We start from the raw sequence: 18,002 nt of genomic DNA on the forward strand, positions 1-18,002 counted from the left end.
TTCTTATTTATTCATCAAAGCGACCCAGCAAACGTTCGGTGGCGGCCGCCAACAGGGACTCCGCCTGTTCCATTGCCGTCTCTATGTTCATGCCCCTTGTCATTACCGGCTCGCACAGTGCCAGACCGACCTCCCTGCAACGGCCAGCCTCTAGCAACATCCGCCCGGACAATACAGCCACTTTGACCGATTGACTTTGTGCCAGTCGCGTTACCTCACCGACCACCTTACCCTGCAAAGACTGTTCATCGAGGCAACCTTCACCGGTAATCACCCAATCTGCAGCCTCTAGCTCTTTTTCAAGACCAACCAGACCCATAACTTTATGGGCTCCGGAAACCAATTGTGCATCGAAAAAAGCTCGGGCACCGAACCCGAATCCGCCGGCGGCCCCATCACCAGGCACATCATAAAATGGAAGCCCCAACTGACTCGCGACCAACTCGGCTATGTGCTGCAGGCCCTCTTCCAACTCTGCTACCATCACCTGATCCGCACCTTTTTGCGGCCCGAATACCCGTGCCGCTCCCTCCGGCCCCAACAGAGGGTTACGCACATCACACCATACTTCCATCGGCGGCAGATCCCCTTTGGGCCTCTGTAGTTGAGCTATCCGACAAAGCCCCCCGCCACCGAGCGGCACCTCTTTCCCCTTGTCGTCAAGAAAGCGCCAACCGAGAGCACGCGCCGCTCCGGTCCCGGCATCGACGGTAGCGCTACCGCCCAAAGTCAGGATAATCCGTTTGGCGCCGGCCTTAACTGCAGCGGCAAGAAGTTGCCCAGCACCGTAACTGGTAGTCAACAGGGGATTGCGCTGGGTGTTATCCAACAGGGTCAGACCACTGGCGCGGGCCATTTCGACCACGGCGATATCCCCAGGCAACCAACCGTAGGAGGAAGTGAAACGCATCGTTGAAAGAGGGCCCATGACCTTCTCAACAACCTGCCATCGCCCACGGCAACTCTCTACCAGGGTCGCTGCCGTACCCTCGCCGCCATCCGCCAGCGGCAGGCTCACTACCTGCCACCCCGGTTTTATGGCTCGCAGCTTGTCGGCCACCACACGGCAAGCGGTTTTTGCCGACAAGCTGCCCTTAAAGGAATCGAAAGCAAGGATAATCTTCACCGGATTTCCATTGTTAGCGTGCCTCACACCAAGCTTTAGGACTTCTGAGCGATCACCTTGGCGACAATATCAAACACTTCCTGCTCTTCGATCCAGAGGACAAAACCGTTTCCATCCTCATCGCTACCACAAAGATACCCGGCTCCATCGGGCTGTCCTCCGCAGGTTTTGCAGGAAGCATGGACTTCCAGGGGATGGTTTTTATCCATTTTCATAATAATTTGTTTTTGCGACATATATCCTCCTTTTAAATAGTTGTTCAATGCTGCGCGGCCAACAGAAACCTAACCTATAGCAAATGCCTGAAATCGGCAGGCGCAGCTTAATCTGGAAAACAATCAACAATTGTGTGGCACACCCCATAAGTGTGGCAGGAGAAAGTGGGGCATGCCCCATCCTGCAAAAGCACAAAACATCCAAAATTTTCTCTATTTTTCAGTAGGTTACAAACATGCAATGAAATAGCTCTCAATTTCCTAGTGTTTTACTTGCATACAAAACAAATGCTCCCAATAATTTCAGATACTTGTTTTCTCACTGAGAATTTTGCTCCAACGTCTCGCCTATACTGATTTGAATCTGGCATAACAATTGCCAATTGTATCTCACCAAGCAGACGCTACCAAGAGGTACTCCGCGTCCGCTAAGCAGAACACAAACGACCGGAATCGTTACAGCAGGATGGTTGGAACACCTAAATTATCAGCTGGAAAAACCTGCATGTCATCAAGAGTTAGTTCAAAAATCTAGAGGCCTGCGCTCTGGACTATAAAGCTTCAACACTCGGATATTAACCTCAGGAGAGACGAATGATCAAATTGAAATTGCGAGCTCAGATACTGTTACCGACCCTGTTGGCTGTAGTTATCGGCATGACCGTCGCTACCCTCTTATCCTATCAGGCCTCTAAGAAAGCCCTGCATAGTAACATAAAAGACCAGATGCAGCAGACAACTGTAGCACTAAGCAAACAAATCGACAACTGGGTCGCCGACCTTGCAAGTGATATTAAATCTCTGGCCGGCCAGAACGCGATGCGCGCCTCCCTTGAGCAAACCGATGAAACAACCAAGACGGCCAACCATATTCTTCAGGAAATGGCTAAAGAATACGGTAATTATGAATTACTGGCTATTGCTGGTCAGGATGGAACAATCGTCGCCGCCTCAGAGCAACGCTACGTTGGCGAGCTGAAAATCGCGGATCGTGGTTATTTTCGAGCAGCCCTCGGCGGCGTAGCCACAATATCTGAAGCAATTAAAAGTAAGGTAAGTGGCGATCCGGCCTTCGTCATCGCAATCCCCGTTGAACTTAACGGCCAAATCCAAGGGGTCTGTATCGGTGTCGTCAACCTGCCCCATTTCGCAAATGCGTTTATCAAACAGGTAAAGGTGGGTAACAAAGGTTATGCGTATCTTATAGACAGCAAAGGACGCTTCCTCTCTCACCCCAAGGCAGAGCTTATCCTGGACCGTTCCCTCAGTGAATTCGACTGGGGCAAAGAGGTCTTGAATGAAAAACAGGGGTTCAAACAATACCCCTGGGAGGGCAAGGAGAAAATTGTAGCCTTTGAATCGGTTGATAAAACAGGTTGGATTATTGCCGTCGGCGCTGAACTGGATGACATCTTCTCCTCTGTAACCAACATCCGCAACACAAGTCTGTTAGTTGCCCTACTGACTTTGGTGGCGGTAGGCACAGTCGTTTTCTTTATTGCACGCCGAATTGTTGGCGCTATCCAAGCCGGGGTCAAATTCGCCGAAACCATCAAATTGGGCGATACCAGTCAGCGCATGGAATTACAACGCGAGGACGAAATCGGCCAACTGGCCGAGTCACTCAACCAGATGGCAGAAGGACTGGCTGCGAATGCAGAACTGGCACAGGAAATAGCTGCCGGCAACCTCAATGTCGAAGTCAAGCTGGCTTCGGAGCGGGATCAGTTCGGAAAGGCATTCCAAAAAATGGTCGCCCAGCTCAATGAAGTATTGGGTCATATCCAGGTATCCGGAGAGCAGATCGCGAGCGGCTCCGTTCAAGTGTCGGACGCTAGCCAGAGTCTCTCCCAAGGAGCGACCGAATCCGCCGCTTCTCTGGAAGAAATCAGCGCATCTATGACTGAAATGAGTTCCCAGACAACTCTCAACGCCGACAACGCCAAACAGGCAGACCAACTCGCCAACCAAGCTCGCGACGCGGGCGAACAAGGTAATAAGCAGATGGCAGAGATGGTGAATGCAATGACGGAAATCAACGAATCGAGCCAGAGCATCTCTAAGATCATTCGGGTTATCGATGAAATTGCATTTCAAACTAACCTGTTGGCTCTCAACGCTGCCGTGGAAGCAGCACGAGCTGGTCAGCATGGAAAAGGCTTTGCCGTTGTTGCAGAGGAAGTCCGAAATCTGGCCGCCCGCAGCGCCAAAGCAGCCAGGGAAACCGCAGAACTCATCGAGGGTTCGGTGGCTAAAGCTGAAAATGGTACCCAGATCGCCCATGGCACAGCCAGCGCACTGGAAGAAATTGTGGGCAGCGTAGCCAAGGTCTCCGATCTGATCGGTGAAATTTCCGCGGCCTCCAGCGAACAAGCCGAAGGCATTTCCCAAGTCACCCAGGCCCTTGGCCAGATAGACCAGGTAACCCAGACCAACACTGCCAACGCTGAAGAGAGTGCTGCGGCAGCAGAGGAATTGGCCAGCCAGGCCGACATCCTGAAACAAATGCTAGGCCGTTTCGCCCTGGCATCAGGTGCTGTTTCAAGGGGTGTAAGCCGCTCAGACGCCGCCCTCCCTGCTCCCTCTAAGCAATTGGACGTAAAATCGGTTGGGATCAGACCCAAACAACTTCCAGAAACCATGATCGCTCTTGACGACGCTGAATTCGGTCGGTATTAATCAGGAGGTTTAGAATTACCCCATCAATAAACACCCCCCCACCGGGATCGATCCCGGTGGGGGGTGTTTATCCAATCTGGCATAATCTACGAGAAAAAAAGTCAGACTTCGACAATTTGAATTCGGTTACGCCCGGCCCGTTTCGCCTCATAAATCGCCTTGTCAGCTGCCCCAAGCATGGTCATTTTATCGACCTGAGGGTTCTTACCCTTAAAGGTAGCCCCCCCCACGCTGATAGTCACCTGCAACTGGACCTGATCAATGGGAATGAACATATCCTCAATACCAAGGCGAATTCTCTCGGCAAAAACCTCAAGACCCTCCCTGCCTGTCTCCGGCATAATGACGGCGAATTCATCACCGCCGTAACGGACAACGATATCGGAGCTACGCATAATCTGCACTATCTGCTCAGCCACCCGACGCAGTACCGCATCGCCGGCCAGATGGCCGAAATTATCGTTGGTCTCCTTGAAATGATCTATATCGAAAAACAACAGTGACAGATTATGCTCATAACGTTTGGTTCGTTCTAACTCCTTATCCATTTCTTCTTGAAAGTAGCGATTATTGAAAAGACCTGTTAAATCATCGCGATAAGCCAATTCGCGGTATTTTTTGTTCGCGTCGATCAGCTTGCCGACATATTTACTTGACTCCTCTTTCGCCTGTTTCAGATCCATGACCAGCTGTTCGTAGCTGCAATTGAGCTTGCCAAGTTCCTGATTGGCCTCCTGCAACATCTCTGAAAGGGGCCTGATCTCGCTGCAAGAAACATCAAAAAGGCTTAATACTTCATTGGAACGAGTGGCAACCGCATCGAGCAGCTCTTTGATCTCCTTTTCAGATAAGCCGTAATCTTCGCTAAGGGTCTGGTAAACACCGGCTATAGTGGTTCTGCCCTGGCTGCTGTGGTAGACAGCGGAAATCTTGCTGGCCAGGCTCAGAATACCGACGGCAACCCGGTGACGCTCCGGAGCACAAGACTCTCGATGATGATAAAACAACGGAAGGTAGATACTTTCCGGCAAACCCCACCCTTGGAGCAATGAACCGCCCAATTCGGCATGACACAAGCCCATGAGCTGCCGCTCGACAATATGTCCAGGCGCCTCGCTGCTATTCTTCAGCGCCATGACTTCCATATAGGAATCGGTATAATAGTGAAAAAACACCAGGACACCAATGTCCTGAAGCAGACCACTAACGAAAATATCGTCACTATCATAATCTGCTAACGGAGCCAGCATCTTGGCGGCTACCGCCGCCGAAACAGACCGTTTCCAGAAATATTCGAAATCGAAAAAACTTGTTGAATCACCGTGTAATTTTTGAACGATGATGAAGGACAAGGCGATGTTCTTTAAAGAATTGATGCCGAGGATCGATAAGGCGGTTTCGATACTCTTCACCCGGCCGCCGAAGCCGTACATGGGGGAATTAGTGACCTTCAGCAGTTTGGCGGTTAGGGAGGGGTCGGCGGAAATAATCTTGCCCAACTCGGCAAAACAACTGTCATCATTCTGCACCGCCTCAAGGATGTGCATTGCAATATTCGGCGGAGAAGGGAGCTCTATCTTCTGCTGGATCAGCGACTGCACCTCTCTAATTGTCCGCACCTTTTGACTGGCATCGTCTGCCATGCCGTCGGCTGAACTATATTGTTCTGGCATAAATCCTTGCCTCCCGGCTCGAAAATGGAAAGGCCATTGTCATGTCTGCTTTCCTGATCGACAGAGATAGGTGACCATCCTGACAGACGACCTGAAAATTGGCTAGCTTGCCATCCATCCTGGGCAAAAAACACATTATCGAACTTGCGAAAAAAGCGGTTCTATTCGCTTCGCGTACCCGCAAATATGTACAATGTTAAATCAATTCCAGCTACCTGATTATTACGCCGCAACTACAGCAAACCCTAATCCATGGCAACAACCCAACAATTGTTGAAACCATGACCTTCGATGGAGAGTCTCGCTGACTCTGCAGCATCCAGAGAAGCGTATTTACCTACCCGCACACGAAAGAAATCATTCCCGTTAACCTGGCTGCGATAGACACTGGCAGCCCCGAACCGGCTGCGTAATTCTTCCGCAAGCCGTTGAGCGTTGGCGCCGGAACTGAAAGAAGCGACCTGCACAGCATAGCTGCTCACCGGATTTCTAGCGATAGAGCGATAAACGGTTCGACCGCCGGCGTCCTGTTCTGGGTATCTCAAAGCCACGATCTTCACCGGAGCGGTACCGGGACCGACGACACCAAGCTTATTCGCCGCAGAGTAGGAGAGGTCTATGATACGTCCCTGAACAAAGGGGCCGCGATCATTAATCCGCACCACGGTCTGTCTTCCGTTGGCTAGGTTGTGCACGCGAACACAGGTGCCGAGAGGCAGGGTTTTGTGAGCCGCGGTCATGGCGTACATATTATAAATCTCACCATTACTGGTTTTGCGGCCGTGAAATTTACGACCATACCAGCTGGCAAGACCCTCTTGAACAAAACCGTGGTGGCTGGCGAGGGGCTGGTAACGCTGACCGTTGACTGTGTAAGGTTTCTGGTGGGGTTTTAATCCGGCGGTGGCGGGACTGTCCAGTACTCGGGTTTGATAACCGCCACCGCAAGCAGTGAGTAGCAGCAAAACACAAACGACTGGTACAGCTTTGAATTTTTGCATTCGGGCCATGGTAATCCCTATATTTTTAAGCACTCGTTTTCATATCGGAAACAGCCAGATTTCGAAGTATCTAGCGACTAAGAAAATCCTCCACCGCAAGCAAGGTTGGAATAGCCGTTCGACCACCCAAAGCAGTCGACTTGATAGCGGCACAGGCTGCGGAGAAGCGTACCGTTCGGAGTAAAGACCAGTTTTGCAACAACCCAAACAGATACCCGCCGTGGAATACATCGCCGCAACCGGTGGTATCAACAGATTTCACAGAAAACGCGGGCAGATGAAAGCTCTCGCCATCCCGACTTTGGGTATGGCTGCCCGCTTCGCCGTTAGTAACGGTTGCAGCCTGACAACCGAAGCCCAACAACACCGGCAATATTTCCTGCACCGGCCTTCCAGGAACCCAATGCTCTGCGAATCGGCCGGAGACGACCAAATGATCGATCAGTGGCAATAATTCTTCGATTCCAGGGCGCCAACTACCACCATCGAGCACCGTAATCACACCATTTGCTCTTGCCAATCGAGCAGCGGCCAAGGCCGCGGCAGGGTGGGATCCATCCAAATGCAGCAAACGGCTGCTGCAGATCATTTCCGCTGGCAGATCGTCCTCGATCAACGGCCGACAACTTCCGCGATGGCAAAAGATTGTGCGCCGGCCACCATCCTGTTCAACGGCGACAAAGGAAAACTGACTGCTGGCGCCCGATTCGACCAGCAGGTGTCGGCAATCAACCTTTTCCCTCTCTAACCCCCTGGCGATCCTGCGACCAAAATCGTCGTCTCCGACGCAGCCAAGAAAAACACCGGGGACACCGAGACGAGCAAGGGTCACCAGGGCAGTAGCTACCGGGCCGCCTCCTTGAATGAGAACTTTGTCGAGATCGCACTTGCTGTCTACGGGAGGATACTGGCCCAGACTGCCGAGAATGTCGAGAGAGCACTGTCCCAGTCCGACTACCATATTTTTTGGTTTATCCACAAGGATCTCTACGGAAACTATCTTATTCCTCGATAAAACTCATAGCTCGCAGCTTTTCATAACGCTGCTCTTTTAATTCTTCCGGCGAAAGTTGTTTGAGTTCGTCAAGGTGCTTTTTAAGATAGGCCTTGACCTGCATTGCAGCCGCTTGATGGTCACTGTGGGCACCGCCGAGAGGCTCAGGGATCACATCATCGATGATGCAGCCAAGTTTATCAATATCGCGAGCTGTCAACTTCAAAGCCTCAGCTGCCAAGTCACCCTTGGTCCCATCCTTCCACAAGATGGCGGCGCAGCCTTCCGGTGAAATGACTGAATAGACCGAGTATTCCATCATCAACACACGATTGCCGACAGCAATGGCCAGTGCGCCACCCGACCCGCCTTCACCGGTGACCGTAACGATAATCGGCACACTAAGGGCTGCCATCTCACGCAGATTGCGGGCAATAGCCTCGGCCTGTCCCCGCTCTTCGGCACCGATACCGGGAAAAGCTCCGGGCGTATCGACAAATGTGAAAATCGGTAAACCGAATTGTTCGGCCATATTCATCACTCGCAAGGCCTTGCGATAGCCTTCGGGGTTGGGCATAGCGAAATTCCGCAGTACCTTTTCCTTGGTGTCCCGCCCCTTCTGGTGACCGATGATGGCGCAGGGCTCGCCGTCAAAACGAGCAAAGCCGCAAACCAAAGCCGGATCGTCACGATAGAGACGATCACCGTGCACCTCAAACCAATCGGTAAAAACATGCTCGACAAAATCGAGAGTAAAGGGACGATTGACGTGGCGGGCCAACTGGGTCTGTTGCCACCGGTTGAGATTGGAGAAAATTTCCTTGCGCAGTTTCTCCGCCTTCTTCTCAAGCTTCTGGATGTCGTTGGAAAAATTAACCTGATCGGTGGAATACTCGCGCAGTTCACAGATTTTGCGTTCCAGTTCAACCAGGGGTTTTTCAAAATCGAGATAGAATTCCATCAGAATCTCCTGACTGCCTCGCATCGAGACGGCAGATTTAAAACCTAGCAGGCTAGGTGAAAACGGCCTTGGAACACTTGGAAGGATGGCCGTAATCACACAAAATATTTATTATTCATCAACTTTACTAACGAATGAAGTCAAATCCTCGCCGAGTCTCATTTTTTTAGCAGCAAAATATAGGCCACAAACTACTCGAAGGTAACCACATTATAGCCGAACAACCGTTCAGCCTCTTCCATTATTTCATCACTGGCAGACACCAGCAGATCATCGGGAAGCCTGAGCAGCGTCTCGCTGCGGTTAGGGATCAACAACCGGACCATGGCCCGGCACTTTCCACGGTGTCGTGCCACAATATCCCGCAACCCCCGCAGTTGATCGCTGTCAAGGCCGGTAGTATTCAGGCGGAAATTGACTCGCGTGGTCTGTTGCAAATTAACGTCCTGCAGAGCAACAATTTTTTGAGCCATGAGCTTGCATGTCTCTTCGCCAACATCAAGGGTACCGGAGACCAGCAGCGGCGCTTCGCCTCTCAGCAGTTCCGCTGAAGCTTGATAGACCTCCGGGAAAACCACCATCTCAACAAATCCGCTCAGATCCTCAAGGGTGACAAAGGCCATGCGGTCGCCCTTTTTTGTCATCAACTCCTTCAGCCCGGCAACCATCCCGCCGACCTGAACTTCCTCCTTATCGGCCCGTTCCGGCAAGCCGGCGGTATCGCAACTGGCAAAGCGTTTCAAGGTGTCGACATAACGATCCAGAGGATGACCGGTGATATAGAAGCCGAGGGCTTCTTTTTCAAAGCCGAGCAACACTTTCTCAGGCCATTCCTCCATGTCCGGCAACTGACCATAACCGTTACCGCGATGGGAAACAAGTTCTTCGGTACCGAAGAGCGATTCCTGACCTTCTGCCTTCTCTCGCTGGACCTTCTGTCCAACCTCCATCGCGTCTTCCAGAACCTCCAGATACTGGGCACGCTTGCCCCCCAGAGAGTCGAAAGCACCGCATTTAATCAGCGCGTCTGCCACCTTTTTGTTGACCTTGCGCAAATCAGCTCGTTCACAGAAATCGTTCAAGGTGCTAAAGGGTTCTTCCTGGCGGCTCTCCATAATGGCTTCGACGGCCGCGCCGCCGACCCCCTTGACCGCACCGAGTCCGAATCGGATTGCTTTATCGTGCACGGTAAAGGAACGACTCGAGGCATTAATATCGGGGGGCAGCACCTCGATGCCCATAGAGCGCACCTCGTTGATGTTCTTGATGACTTTGTCGGTGTTCTCCATATCCTCGGTGAGCAAGGCGGCCATGAATTCTACAGGATAATGGGCCTTGAGATAGGCAGTATGGTACGCCACCAGAGCGTAAGCAGCCGAGTGAGATTTATTGAAGCCATAGGCTGCGAACTTCTCCATCAGATCGAAGACCGCCTCGGCCTTCTTCAGGTCGAGGTTGTTCTCCTTGGCACCGGCCATGAAGAGGTCTTTTTGCTTGGCCATCTCTTCGGGCTTCTTCTTACCCATGGCCCGACGCAGCAAGTCGGCCCCACCGAGACTGTAGTTGGCCAACACCTGCCCGATGAGCATAACCTGTTCCTGGTAGACGATAACCCCGTAGGTATCTTTGAGGATCGGCTCAAGCTGGGGAAAGTCGTAGGTGATTTCCTTCTTGCCGTGCTTCCGCAGGATAAAATCATCAACCATTCCCGAGCCGAGGGGCCCGGGGCGATAGAGGGCACAGGCGGCGATGATATCTTCAAAGCAGCTCGGCTTAAGCTTGACCAGCATCTCCTTCATACCCGAGGACTCGAGCTGAAAAACACCGGTGGTATTGCCGGAGGACAGCAGACGGTAGGTCTCTTCGTCATCGTCGCGCACCAGCTGAAGATCGAAATCGGGGTCCCTCCCCTCACGGATCAGGCGCACCGCATTGTCGATAACGGTCAGAGTCTTGAGTCCGAGAAAATCGAACTTGACCAACCCGATCTGTTCGACGAACTTCATGGTGAACTGGGTTACCTGACCACCGGATTTAGGATCGGTATAGAGAGGCAGATATTCGGGCAGAGCGTTGGGCGTCACCACCACCCCGGCAGCATGAGTCGAGGCATGACGGGTCAACCCTTCAAGAGCCAGGGCAACTTCCAGCAGCTTGGCTACCTGCGGCTCTTTGTCGGCCAGCTCCTTGAGTTTCGGCTCCTGTTCCAGCGCCTCCTTCAAAGTGATATTGAGTACCGCCGGCACCAGCTTGGCGATCTTGTCCACATCGCCGTAGGGCATATTGAGGGCACGACCGACGTCCCGCACCACCCCTTTGGCCATCATGGTACCAAAGGTGATGATCTGGGCGACGTTGGCCTCGCCGTACTTCTGACGGACGTAGTTAATGACCTCTTCACGGCCGTAAATACAGAAATCGACGTCGATATCGGGCATCGACACCCGTTCCGGGTTGAGGAATCGCTCAAAGAGCAGGTTGTAGGGCATGGGGTCGATATCGGTAATGCGGATGGCATAGGCCACCAGGCTGCCCGCGGCACTGCCGCGGCCGGGACCGACCGGTATCCCATTGTCTTTGGCCCAGTTAATGAAATCGGCGACGATCAGAAAATAGCCGGGGAACCCCATGGAGCGGATGCAGTCCAGCTCAATCTCGAGGCGCTCGCGGTACTCCTGCTCTTTTTCGGCGGAGAAATCCGCTCGAATCCGGCGAATCTCCTCCAGTCGCTCATCGAGCCCCTTGCGAGAATCTTCAGCCAGAACCTCGTCAAGGGTCTTTTCCTGAGGCTTTTCGTATTGCGGAAAGTGATAGGTGTCGAAATCGAGTTCCAGGTTACAGCGCTCGGCGATGGCCAAGGTATTGCTCAAGGCCTCGGGCACCTCCTTGAACATAGCGGCCATTTCTTCGGGAGATTTGACGTAAAACTCTTCGTTGGGAAAGCGCATCCGGTTGGGATCGTCCATGGTCTTGCCGGTCTGAATGGACAGCAATACCTCATGGGCGTAGGCATCTTCCCGGGTCAGATAGTGGCAGTCGTTGGTAGCCACCAACGGAAGGCTGAGTTCCCTGGAGAGCTCGATAAGTCCCTTATTAGCCACATCCTGCTCGGTGAGGAAGTTTTCCTGCAATTCGAGATAAAGACGGTCCCCGTCGAAAATCCGGGCCATTTCCTCAGTGCGGCGCTTGGCCTCGGCCATCTTGCCTTGATTGATCAAGGATGGAATCTCACCGCCGAGACAGGCGGTCATGCCGATCAAGCCTTCATGGTGCTCTGCCAGCAGTTGCCAGTCGATACGGGGCTTGTAGTAGAAGCCTTCGCGATAAGCTGCCGACACCAGGTGGCAGAGATTGCGGTAGCCCGTCAGGTTCTGGCACAGCAGCATGAAATGGTGAGATGCTTCGGAAGAGCCCCGGGCATTGGTTTTATCAAAACGGGAACCGGGCGCCACATAGACTTCGCAACCGAGAATCGGTTTGATACCTGCCGCTTTGGCCTTGCTGTAAAATTCGACGGCGCCAAACATGTTGCCGTGATCGGTTACGGCCAGAGCGGGCATCTGGCAGGCCACGGCACGCTTAACCAGGTCTCCGATTTTAATGGCACCATCGAGAAGACTGTATTGACTGTGAAGATGTAAATGTACGAAACCGGGAGGGGTCATTTATATGTCCAGCACAAGGTGTCAGGAACGTAGCCACCTGACAGAAACCGGGCTTAAATAAAAAAACCGATATCGGCGGACGCTATGGCGTATCGATAACCGGCTCTCTGAAATATGGTGGGGATTTTACCACCGACAAGATGGAGGGTCAACTGCAAGCCGCCTAATACTACGGCCTTTTAACCCCATGATTTGACAAACGGTCAAACAAGAACCCGAACACCAAAATGAGCTAGAAAATCAACAGTTTTGATCAACGGCAAGCCGATCAAGGTTGTATAATCATCGCCCTCCATCCTCTCCATGAGACTGATGCCAAGCCCTTCGATCTTAAAGGAACCGGCACAATCAAAGGGTTGCTCCCGTTCAAGGTAAGCATGGATTTGTTCAGAGGAAAGCTTGCGCAAGGTCACCGAATAGGTATCATAATCGGTCAGTCCCTCACCACTGGCGGCATCATAGATACTGATCCCAGTGTAAAAAGTGTGCGTCTTGCCAACCATCTCCCGCAGTTGGGCGGCCGCCTGCGGCAGCCCTCCGGGTTTACCGTGGATGAATCCGCGGGGGTCGGCAAACACTTGGTCAGAGCCAAGAATCAGGGCATCAGGGTACTTTTCCGCCAGGCTTTTGGCTTTATGGGCTGCGAGATGCTTAACCAGCAATTCTGGAGCCACCTGTTGATCGATCTGCTCTTCGTAGAGGGGCGGCGCCACATGGAAGGGGATACCCAACTGTCGCAACAACTGTAGACGATAGGGGCTGGTTGACGCTAAAACTACCGTTCTCATAGCTCATATCCCTTTCCGTTTAAATCGCTTCATTCTACCTGCAGACGGTCGGGAAATGCAATGATTACCAGCTCAAACATGAAAGTGCATCAAGCGACCGCGCGCCAACAAGGCTCACCGGAAGCGATCAGGCCGTGACCGGCATTTGCAGCATAATGGGGAACCGTCGGTTTGGGTTCTGTTTCACCACCAAAAGGACTCTTTCGTTCAGGCGAGTCCAGAGCCTGATAAAGAGCAGCGCAAACCTGATCGCGCCCGACCCGGTCGAAAAATGCCTGTAACCCGGCACGGTCGAACCATTCGTCGGCAAAGGTCACCCCTTGTCGATCCCCGACTTCCACCGCAACCTCTCCTTCGTACCACCCATCACCTAAAATGCCGGAAACAACCCGGGTGGGTGCTCCAGACCAACTCTCTTCCTGATGATGGATCACAAAATAAGGGCTGGCGGCCACTTCCTGCTCGAGACACAAGACGATCATGATGAACTCCTTTGCTGAGGGATTACCTTCAGAAAGGAGTCTAGAACTGGTCCGTGACAGATTATGTCACAATCAATTAGTCAGCAGTATTTTCAATCGCCAGAGCCTGCCGCAAACCATGAAGAAAGTTTTCCCGCAAGAAAGGCGGTTCCAAAACTTGAACATGAGGCAAAAAAGAATAAAGCCAGGCGAGAATTTCCTTTTCACCCCCCGCATGCAAAGTCAGAATCAAAGAGCCATCGGCCTGCTCTTCGATCCCTTGACTGCCGTGCCAAATCCGCTCTCGCACCAGATGCGCCACCGCGTTAGCAAATCTCACCCGAATCAACTGTGGCTCGTCGGCGACCAGACCAAAGGCGTCACCGGTCAGATGATCGATAGAGAAATCCTCCGGCAGATCAAAACGTTCTTCACCCACCAGGACCGTCTCAATACGGTCAACCAGAAACAGCCGCAGGTCTTGTCGATTATGCGCGTAACCGCCCAGATACAGAGAGTCCTTGTAAAACAGCAAGGTGTAGGGATCAAAAGGATAATCTGCGGCCTTGCGCTGGGCGGGAGCATAACGAATCGTACAACGCAATTGAAAAAGCAGGGCGCGACGCAGCTCATCTAGGACCTGGCGCTTGCCACTGTAGTCTCGCAGGCCTTGAAAGCGGGGAGTCACGGCCTCTGCGAGGCGCTCCAGATGGGCCACGCTACGGGGAGGAAGGCTGGCACGAATTCGGCCGAAAACAGCATCCAGATCATCTTGAAAGGGAGTGCCTCGCAAAAAGGCCAGCTGTCCTCGGCAGAGAAACAGGGTCATCAGTTCGGGCAGAGAAAAAGTAATGGGGGGGATTTTACTGAAGCCGGTCAGGAAGGAGTAGAGAATACTGCCATCACCGCCGGCTTCCTTGGTCAGGGGATAGCCGGCTTCTTCGATAGCCTGCAGATCGCGATAGACGGTGCGGCGAGTAACGCCACACTCCTCGGCCAGTTCCGCCACAGTGGCTCCATGACGGGCTTCCAGCAATCGAATAAGGTCGTGCAGCCGGGCCGCCTGGCTGTATTTTTTGGCCGGTTTGCCCGGCCGGTTGCGGCCGCTATCATTGCCGAAAGCCACCGGTGGTTATTCCCACTCGATGGTCGCCGGCGGCTTGCTGGAGATATCGTAAGTTACCCGATTGACACCCTTGACCTCGTTGATAATGCGGCCGCTGATATGAGCCAGTTCGGCATAGGGTAGTGGGTACCAGCCGGCAGTCATGAAGTCCTTGGTCTCCACCGCCCGCAGGGCAATAACATATTCGTAAGTCCGGCCATCACCCATAACCCCGACGCTCTTGACCGGCAGGAAGACGGCGAAGGCCTGGCTGATTTTATCGTAATGACCGGTACGATAGAGCTCTTCGATATAAATGGCGTCGGCTCTGCGCAGAATATCGGCGTATTCCTTCTTAACCTCGCCCAGAATACGTACACCCAGTCCCGGCCCGGGAAAAGGATGGCGCCAGACCATTGCATGGGGCAGGCCCATCTCCTCGCCAACGGCCCGCACCTCATCCTTGAACAGTTCGCGTAGAGGCTCAAGCAGGGACAATTTCATGTAGTCGGGCAAACCGCCGACATTATGGTGGCTCTTAATATTATGGGCTTTGCCGGTCTTGGCCCCGGCCGACTCGATAACGTCGGGATAGATCGTGCCCTGAGCCAGCCACTTGGCGTCGCTGAGCTTGGCCGCCTCTTCCTCGAAGATATCGACAAACAGTCCGCCGATAATCTTGCGCTTCTTCTCCGGATCGCTGACTCCCGCCAGACCATCCAGGAAGCGCTGTTCGGCATCGACCCGAATGACATTGACCCCCATATTCTCAGCGAAGGTGTCCATGACCTGATCGCCTTCGCCCAGACGCAGCAGCCCGTTATCGACAAAAACGCAGATCAGCTGGTCGCCAATGGCTCGATGAATAAGGGTTGCCGCCACCGACGAATCGACACCACCGGACAAACCGAGAATCACCTTGTCGGTGCCGACCTGTTCACGTATGCGAATCACGGCATCCTCAATAATCTGGCCCGGAGTCCACTGCCCGCTGCAGTCGCAGATTTGCCGGACGAATCGGTCGATGAGTAGTTCGCCACGAGGTGTGTGGTTCACCTCGGGATGGAACTGTACGCCATAGAGGTTACGGGCCACATTTTGAATAGCGCAGACCGGCGCGTTAGCGGTACCGGCCACTACTTCGAAGTTGCCCGGCACCTTCTCAACATGATCACCGTGACTCATCCACACCGGACTCTTGCCTTCAACGAAAAAACCGTCGAACAAGGGACCGGGAGTGCCCTGGGCTTGAAGCTCGGCATGGCCGTACTCGCGTTTACCGGCAGGCACCACCTCACCGCCAAAGTGGCAACTCATGAGCTGCATGCCGTAACAGATGCCGAGCACCGGCACGCCGAGTTCGAAAAGCTCCTCTGCAATGGCCGGAGCCCCTTCATCGTAAACGGATTTCGGACCGCCGGAGAGGATGATGCCCTTGGGAGCGAACGCCTTGATCTCGTCCAGCGCCATGTCGTAGGGATGTAGTTCGCAATAGACATGGGCTTCGCGCACGCGGCGGGCGATCAGCTGAGTGTACTGGGAACCGAAATCGAGGATGAGTATCTTTTCGCTATGGATATCCTGAGACATGCGCTCTCCGTTGGCAGCGGGTATGGCTTTTATACCAATAATGTTTCGAAAAAAGTAATAGCTGAGCAAAAACTTCGCCCGGCAAGGCGTAGCGTTTTTTCAGGGGTGAAGACATACATCAGCATGTCGAAGTCCTGAAAAACCGCTGCAACGCAGCAGGGGGGAGTTTTGCGACGCTATTTAGTTGCGTTCGAGACGGTAGTTGGGCGCCTCATGAGTAATATTTACATCGTGCACGTGGGACTCGCGCAGGCCGGCATTGGTAATGCGAATAAAGCGGGCGTTGGTCTGCAGTTCCCGAAGATTGGCGCAACCGACATAACCCATGCCGGCCCTCAGACCGCCGAGCAACTGATGAACATTATCCGACAGGCTGCCACGGAACGGTACCCGGCCTTCGATGCCTTCGGGCACCAGTTTGACATCCTTGGTAACGTCTCCCTGGAAATAACGGTCTTTGCTGCCCTGCTTCATGGCACCAAGACTGCCCATACCTCGGTAAGCTTTATACGTACGACCCTGATAGAGGATCGTTTCGCCCGGTGATTCTTCGGTGCCGGCAAACAGAGAACCGATCATAATAACATCGGCGCCGGCGGCAATCGCCTTGGGCAGTTCGCCGGAATATTTGATGCCACCGTCGGCGATCAGGGGGATGTTCGCCGCGCGAGTCACACGAGCGACATCCATAATCGCGGTGATCTGCGGCACACCAACCCCGGCCACCACGCGCGTGGTGCAGATTGAACCCGGGCCGATACCGACCTTAACCGCATCGACCCCGGCCTTGATCAGGGCCTGTGCAGCCTCGGCGGTGGCGATGTTTCCGGCGATAAGTTGCAGATCGGGGTAATGACGGCGAATATCGATAACAGCGTCGAGTACCGATTTGGAATGGCCATGAGCTGTATCGAGTACAACCACATCGACTCCGGCTTGCACCAGGGCCTCAAGACGCTCTTCCCGGTCGTCACCGACGCCTACGGCGGCACCGACCCGAAGCCGGCCTAAATCATCCTTACAGGCCAAGGGGTATTTTCGGACTTTTTCGATATCCTTGATGGTAATCAACCCCTGCAGGGAATAGTTATCATCAACCACCAGCAGCTTCTCGATGCGATGTTTGTGCAGGTGATATTTGGCCTCTTCCAGGGTGGTTCCCGGCGGTACGGTGACCAGGTTCTCTTTGGTCATGACATTGGCGATGGGCTGCTCGAGCTGAGTTTCGAAACGCAGATCACGATTGGTCAGGATACCGACCAATTTGCCGTCCTTGGTGATAGGCACGCCGGAGATACGATACTTTTCCATCAACTCCAGAGCTTCGAATATCTTCTGTTCGGGACGCATGGTGATGGGATCGACTATCATGCCGCTTTCCGACTTCTTGACCTGATCGACCTCGATGGCCTGTTCTGCCGGTGACATGTTTTTATGAACGATACCCAGGCCCCCCTCGCGGGCCATGCCGATAGCCGCCCGGGCTTCGGTTACCGTATCCATGGCCGCCGACAACAGCGGCACGTTGAGTTGAATTTTGGCGGTCAACTGGGTGGTAAGGTCAACCTCTTTGGGCAATACCGTCGAATGAGCAGGCACGAGCAAGACATCGTCGAATGTCAAACCTTCTTGAATATCACCGGAATCCTGCATTGCCATCTCCTCTATAGGGGTAAAAAGTTAGTCGAGCATATTAAAAAAATGGACCGGTAGCGTCAAGCCAAAAAGCTGGCCAATCAGACGC

13 protein-coding genes are annotated in these 18,002 nt (G+C 53.3%); 1 reads left to right on the top strand and 12 read right to left on the bottom strand.

Translation table 11 applies throughout. The annotated features are described in order from the left end of the window. Window positions 1-7: 7 nt before the first annotated feature. Together A7E78_RS05225 and A7E78_RS05230 are read right to left on the bottom strand one after the other, a co-directional pair. Window positions 8-1,126 carry a glycerate kinase gene (locus tag A7E78_RS05225; RefSeq protein ID WP_072283246.1) on the bottom strand — a complete coding sequence of 373 codons (1,119 nt, stop codon included), beginning with the start codon at window positions 1,124-1,126 and terminating at the stop codon, window positions 8-10. 35 nt (window positions 1,127-1,161) lie between these two features. Then, window positions 1,162-1,362, bottom strand: a complete 201-nt coding sequence (locus A7E78_RS05230) for a hypothetical protein (RefSeq protein WP_072283247.1) — start codon at window positions 1,360-1,362, stop codon at window positions 1,162-1,164. A 573-nt stretch (window positions 1,363-1,935) separates the two neighbouring features. On the opposite strand from A7E78_RS05230, the gene A7E78_RS05235 reads away from it, so the two are divergent. Then, window positions 1,936-4,020 carry a methyl-accepting chemotaxis protein gene (locus tag A7E78_RS05235; RefSeq protein ID WP_083552722.1) on the top strand — a complete coding sequence of 695 codons (2,085 nt, stop codon included), beginning with the start codon at window positions 1,936-1,938 and terminating at the stop codon, window positions 4,018-4,020. Between the two features lie 101 nt (window positions 4,021-4,121). Here the strand turns inward: A7E78_RS05235 and A7E78_RS05240 are convergent, their stop codons facing one another. From A7E78_RS05240 to guaB, 10 genes are all read right to left on the bottom strand, one after another. Next, window positions 4,122-5,693: a sensor domain-containing diguanylate cyclase gene (locus A7E78_RS05240; RefSeq protein WP_072283248.1), complete on the bottom strand. Its 1,572-nt coding sequence runs from the start codon at window positions 5,691-5,693 to the stop codon at window positions 4,122-4,124. A gap of 245 nt (window positions 5,694-5,938) precedes the next feature. Further along, window positions 5,939-6,703, bottom strand: a complete 765-nt coding sequence (locus tag A7E78_RS05245; protein WP_201258040.1) for a septal ring lytic transglycosylase RlpA family protein — start codon at window positions 6,701-6,703, stop codon at window positions 5,939-5,941. Window positions 6,704-6,764: 61 nt separating this feature from the next. Beyond that, a complete protein-coding gene (locus tag A7E78_RS05250; protein WP_083552724.1) occupies window positions 6,765-7,673 on the bottom strand; it encodes a PfkB family carbohydrate kinase in 909 nt (302 codons plus the stop codon). A 22-nt stretch (window positions 7,674-7,695) separates the two neighbouring features. Next, window positions 7,696-8,655: an acetyl-CoA carboxylase carboxyl transferase subunit alpha gene (gene accA / locus A7E78_RS05255; RefSeq protein WP_162493600.1), complete on the bottom strand. Its 960-nt coding sequence runs from the start codon at window positions 8,653-8,655 to the stop codon at window positions 7,696-7,698. A 185-nt stretch (window positions 8,656-8,840) separates the two neighbouring features. Further along, window positions 8,841-12,314: a DNA polymerase III subunit alpha gene (gene dnaE / locus A7E78_RS05260; protein ID WP_072283250.1), complete on the bottom strand. Its 3,474-nt coding sequence runs from the start codon at window positions 12,312-12,314 to the stop codon at window positions 8,841-8,843. A 203-nt stretch (window positions 12,315-12,517) separates the two neighbouring features. Next, on the bottom strand, window positions 12,518-13,102 hold the full coding sequence (locus tag A7E78_RS05265) for a Maf family protein (protein WP_072283251.1): 585 nt from the start codon (window positions 13,100-13,102) through the stop codon (window positions 12,518-12,520). A gap of 89 nt (window positions 13,103-13,191) precedes the next feature. Next, window positions 13,192-13,584, bottom strand: coding sequence for a hypothetical protein (locus A7E78_RS05270; protein WP_072283252.1), 393 nt, complete (start codon window positions 13,582-13,584; stop codon window positions 13,192-13,194). A gap of 76 nt (window positions 13,585-13,660) precedes the next feature. Continuing rightward, window positions 13,661-14,689 carry a helix-turn-helix transcriptional regulator gene (locus tag A7E78_RS05275; protein ID WP_072283253.1) on the bottom strand — a complete coding sequence of 343 codons (1,029 nt, stop codon included), beginning with the start codon at window positions 14,687-14,689 and terminating at the stop codon, window positions 13,661-13,663. 6 nt (window positions 14,690-14,695) lie between these two features. Further along, window positions 14,696-16,258: a glutamine-hydrolyzing GMP synthase gene (guaA, locus tag A7E78_RS05280; RefSeq protein WP_072283254.1), complete on the bottom strand. Its 1,563-nt coding sequence runs from the start codon at window positions 16,256-16,258 to the stop codon at window positions 14,696-14,698. A 180-nt stretch (window positions 16,259-16,438) separates the two neighbouring features. Further along, window positions 16,439-17,911 carry an IMP dehydrogenase gene (gene guaB, locus A7E78_RS05285; RefSeq protein WP_072283255.1) on the bottom strand — a complete coding sequence of 491 codons (1,473 nt, stop codon included), beginning with the start codon at window positions 17,909-17,911 and terminating at the stop codon, window positions 16,439-16,441. Window positions 17,912-18,002 lie beyond the last annotated feature (91 nt).

This window comes from Syntrophotalea acetylenivorans, assembly GCF_001887775.1.
GTDB lineage: Bacteria > Desulfobacterota > Desulfuromonadia > Desulfuromonadales > Syntrophotaleaceae > Syntrophotalea_A > Syntrophotalea_A acetylenivorans.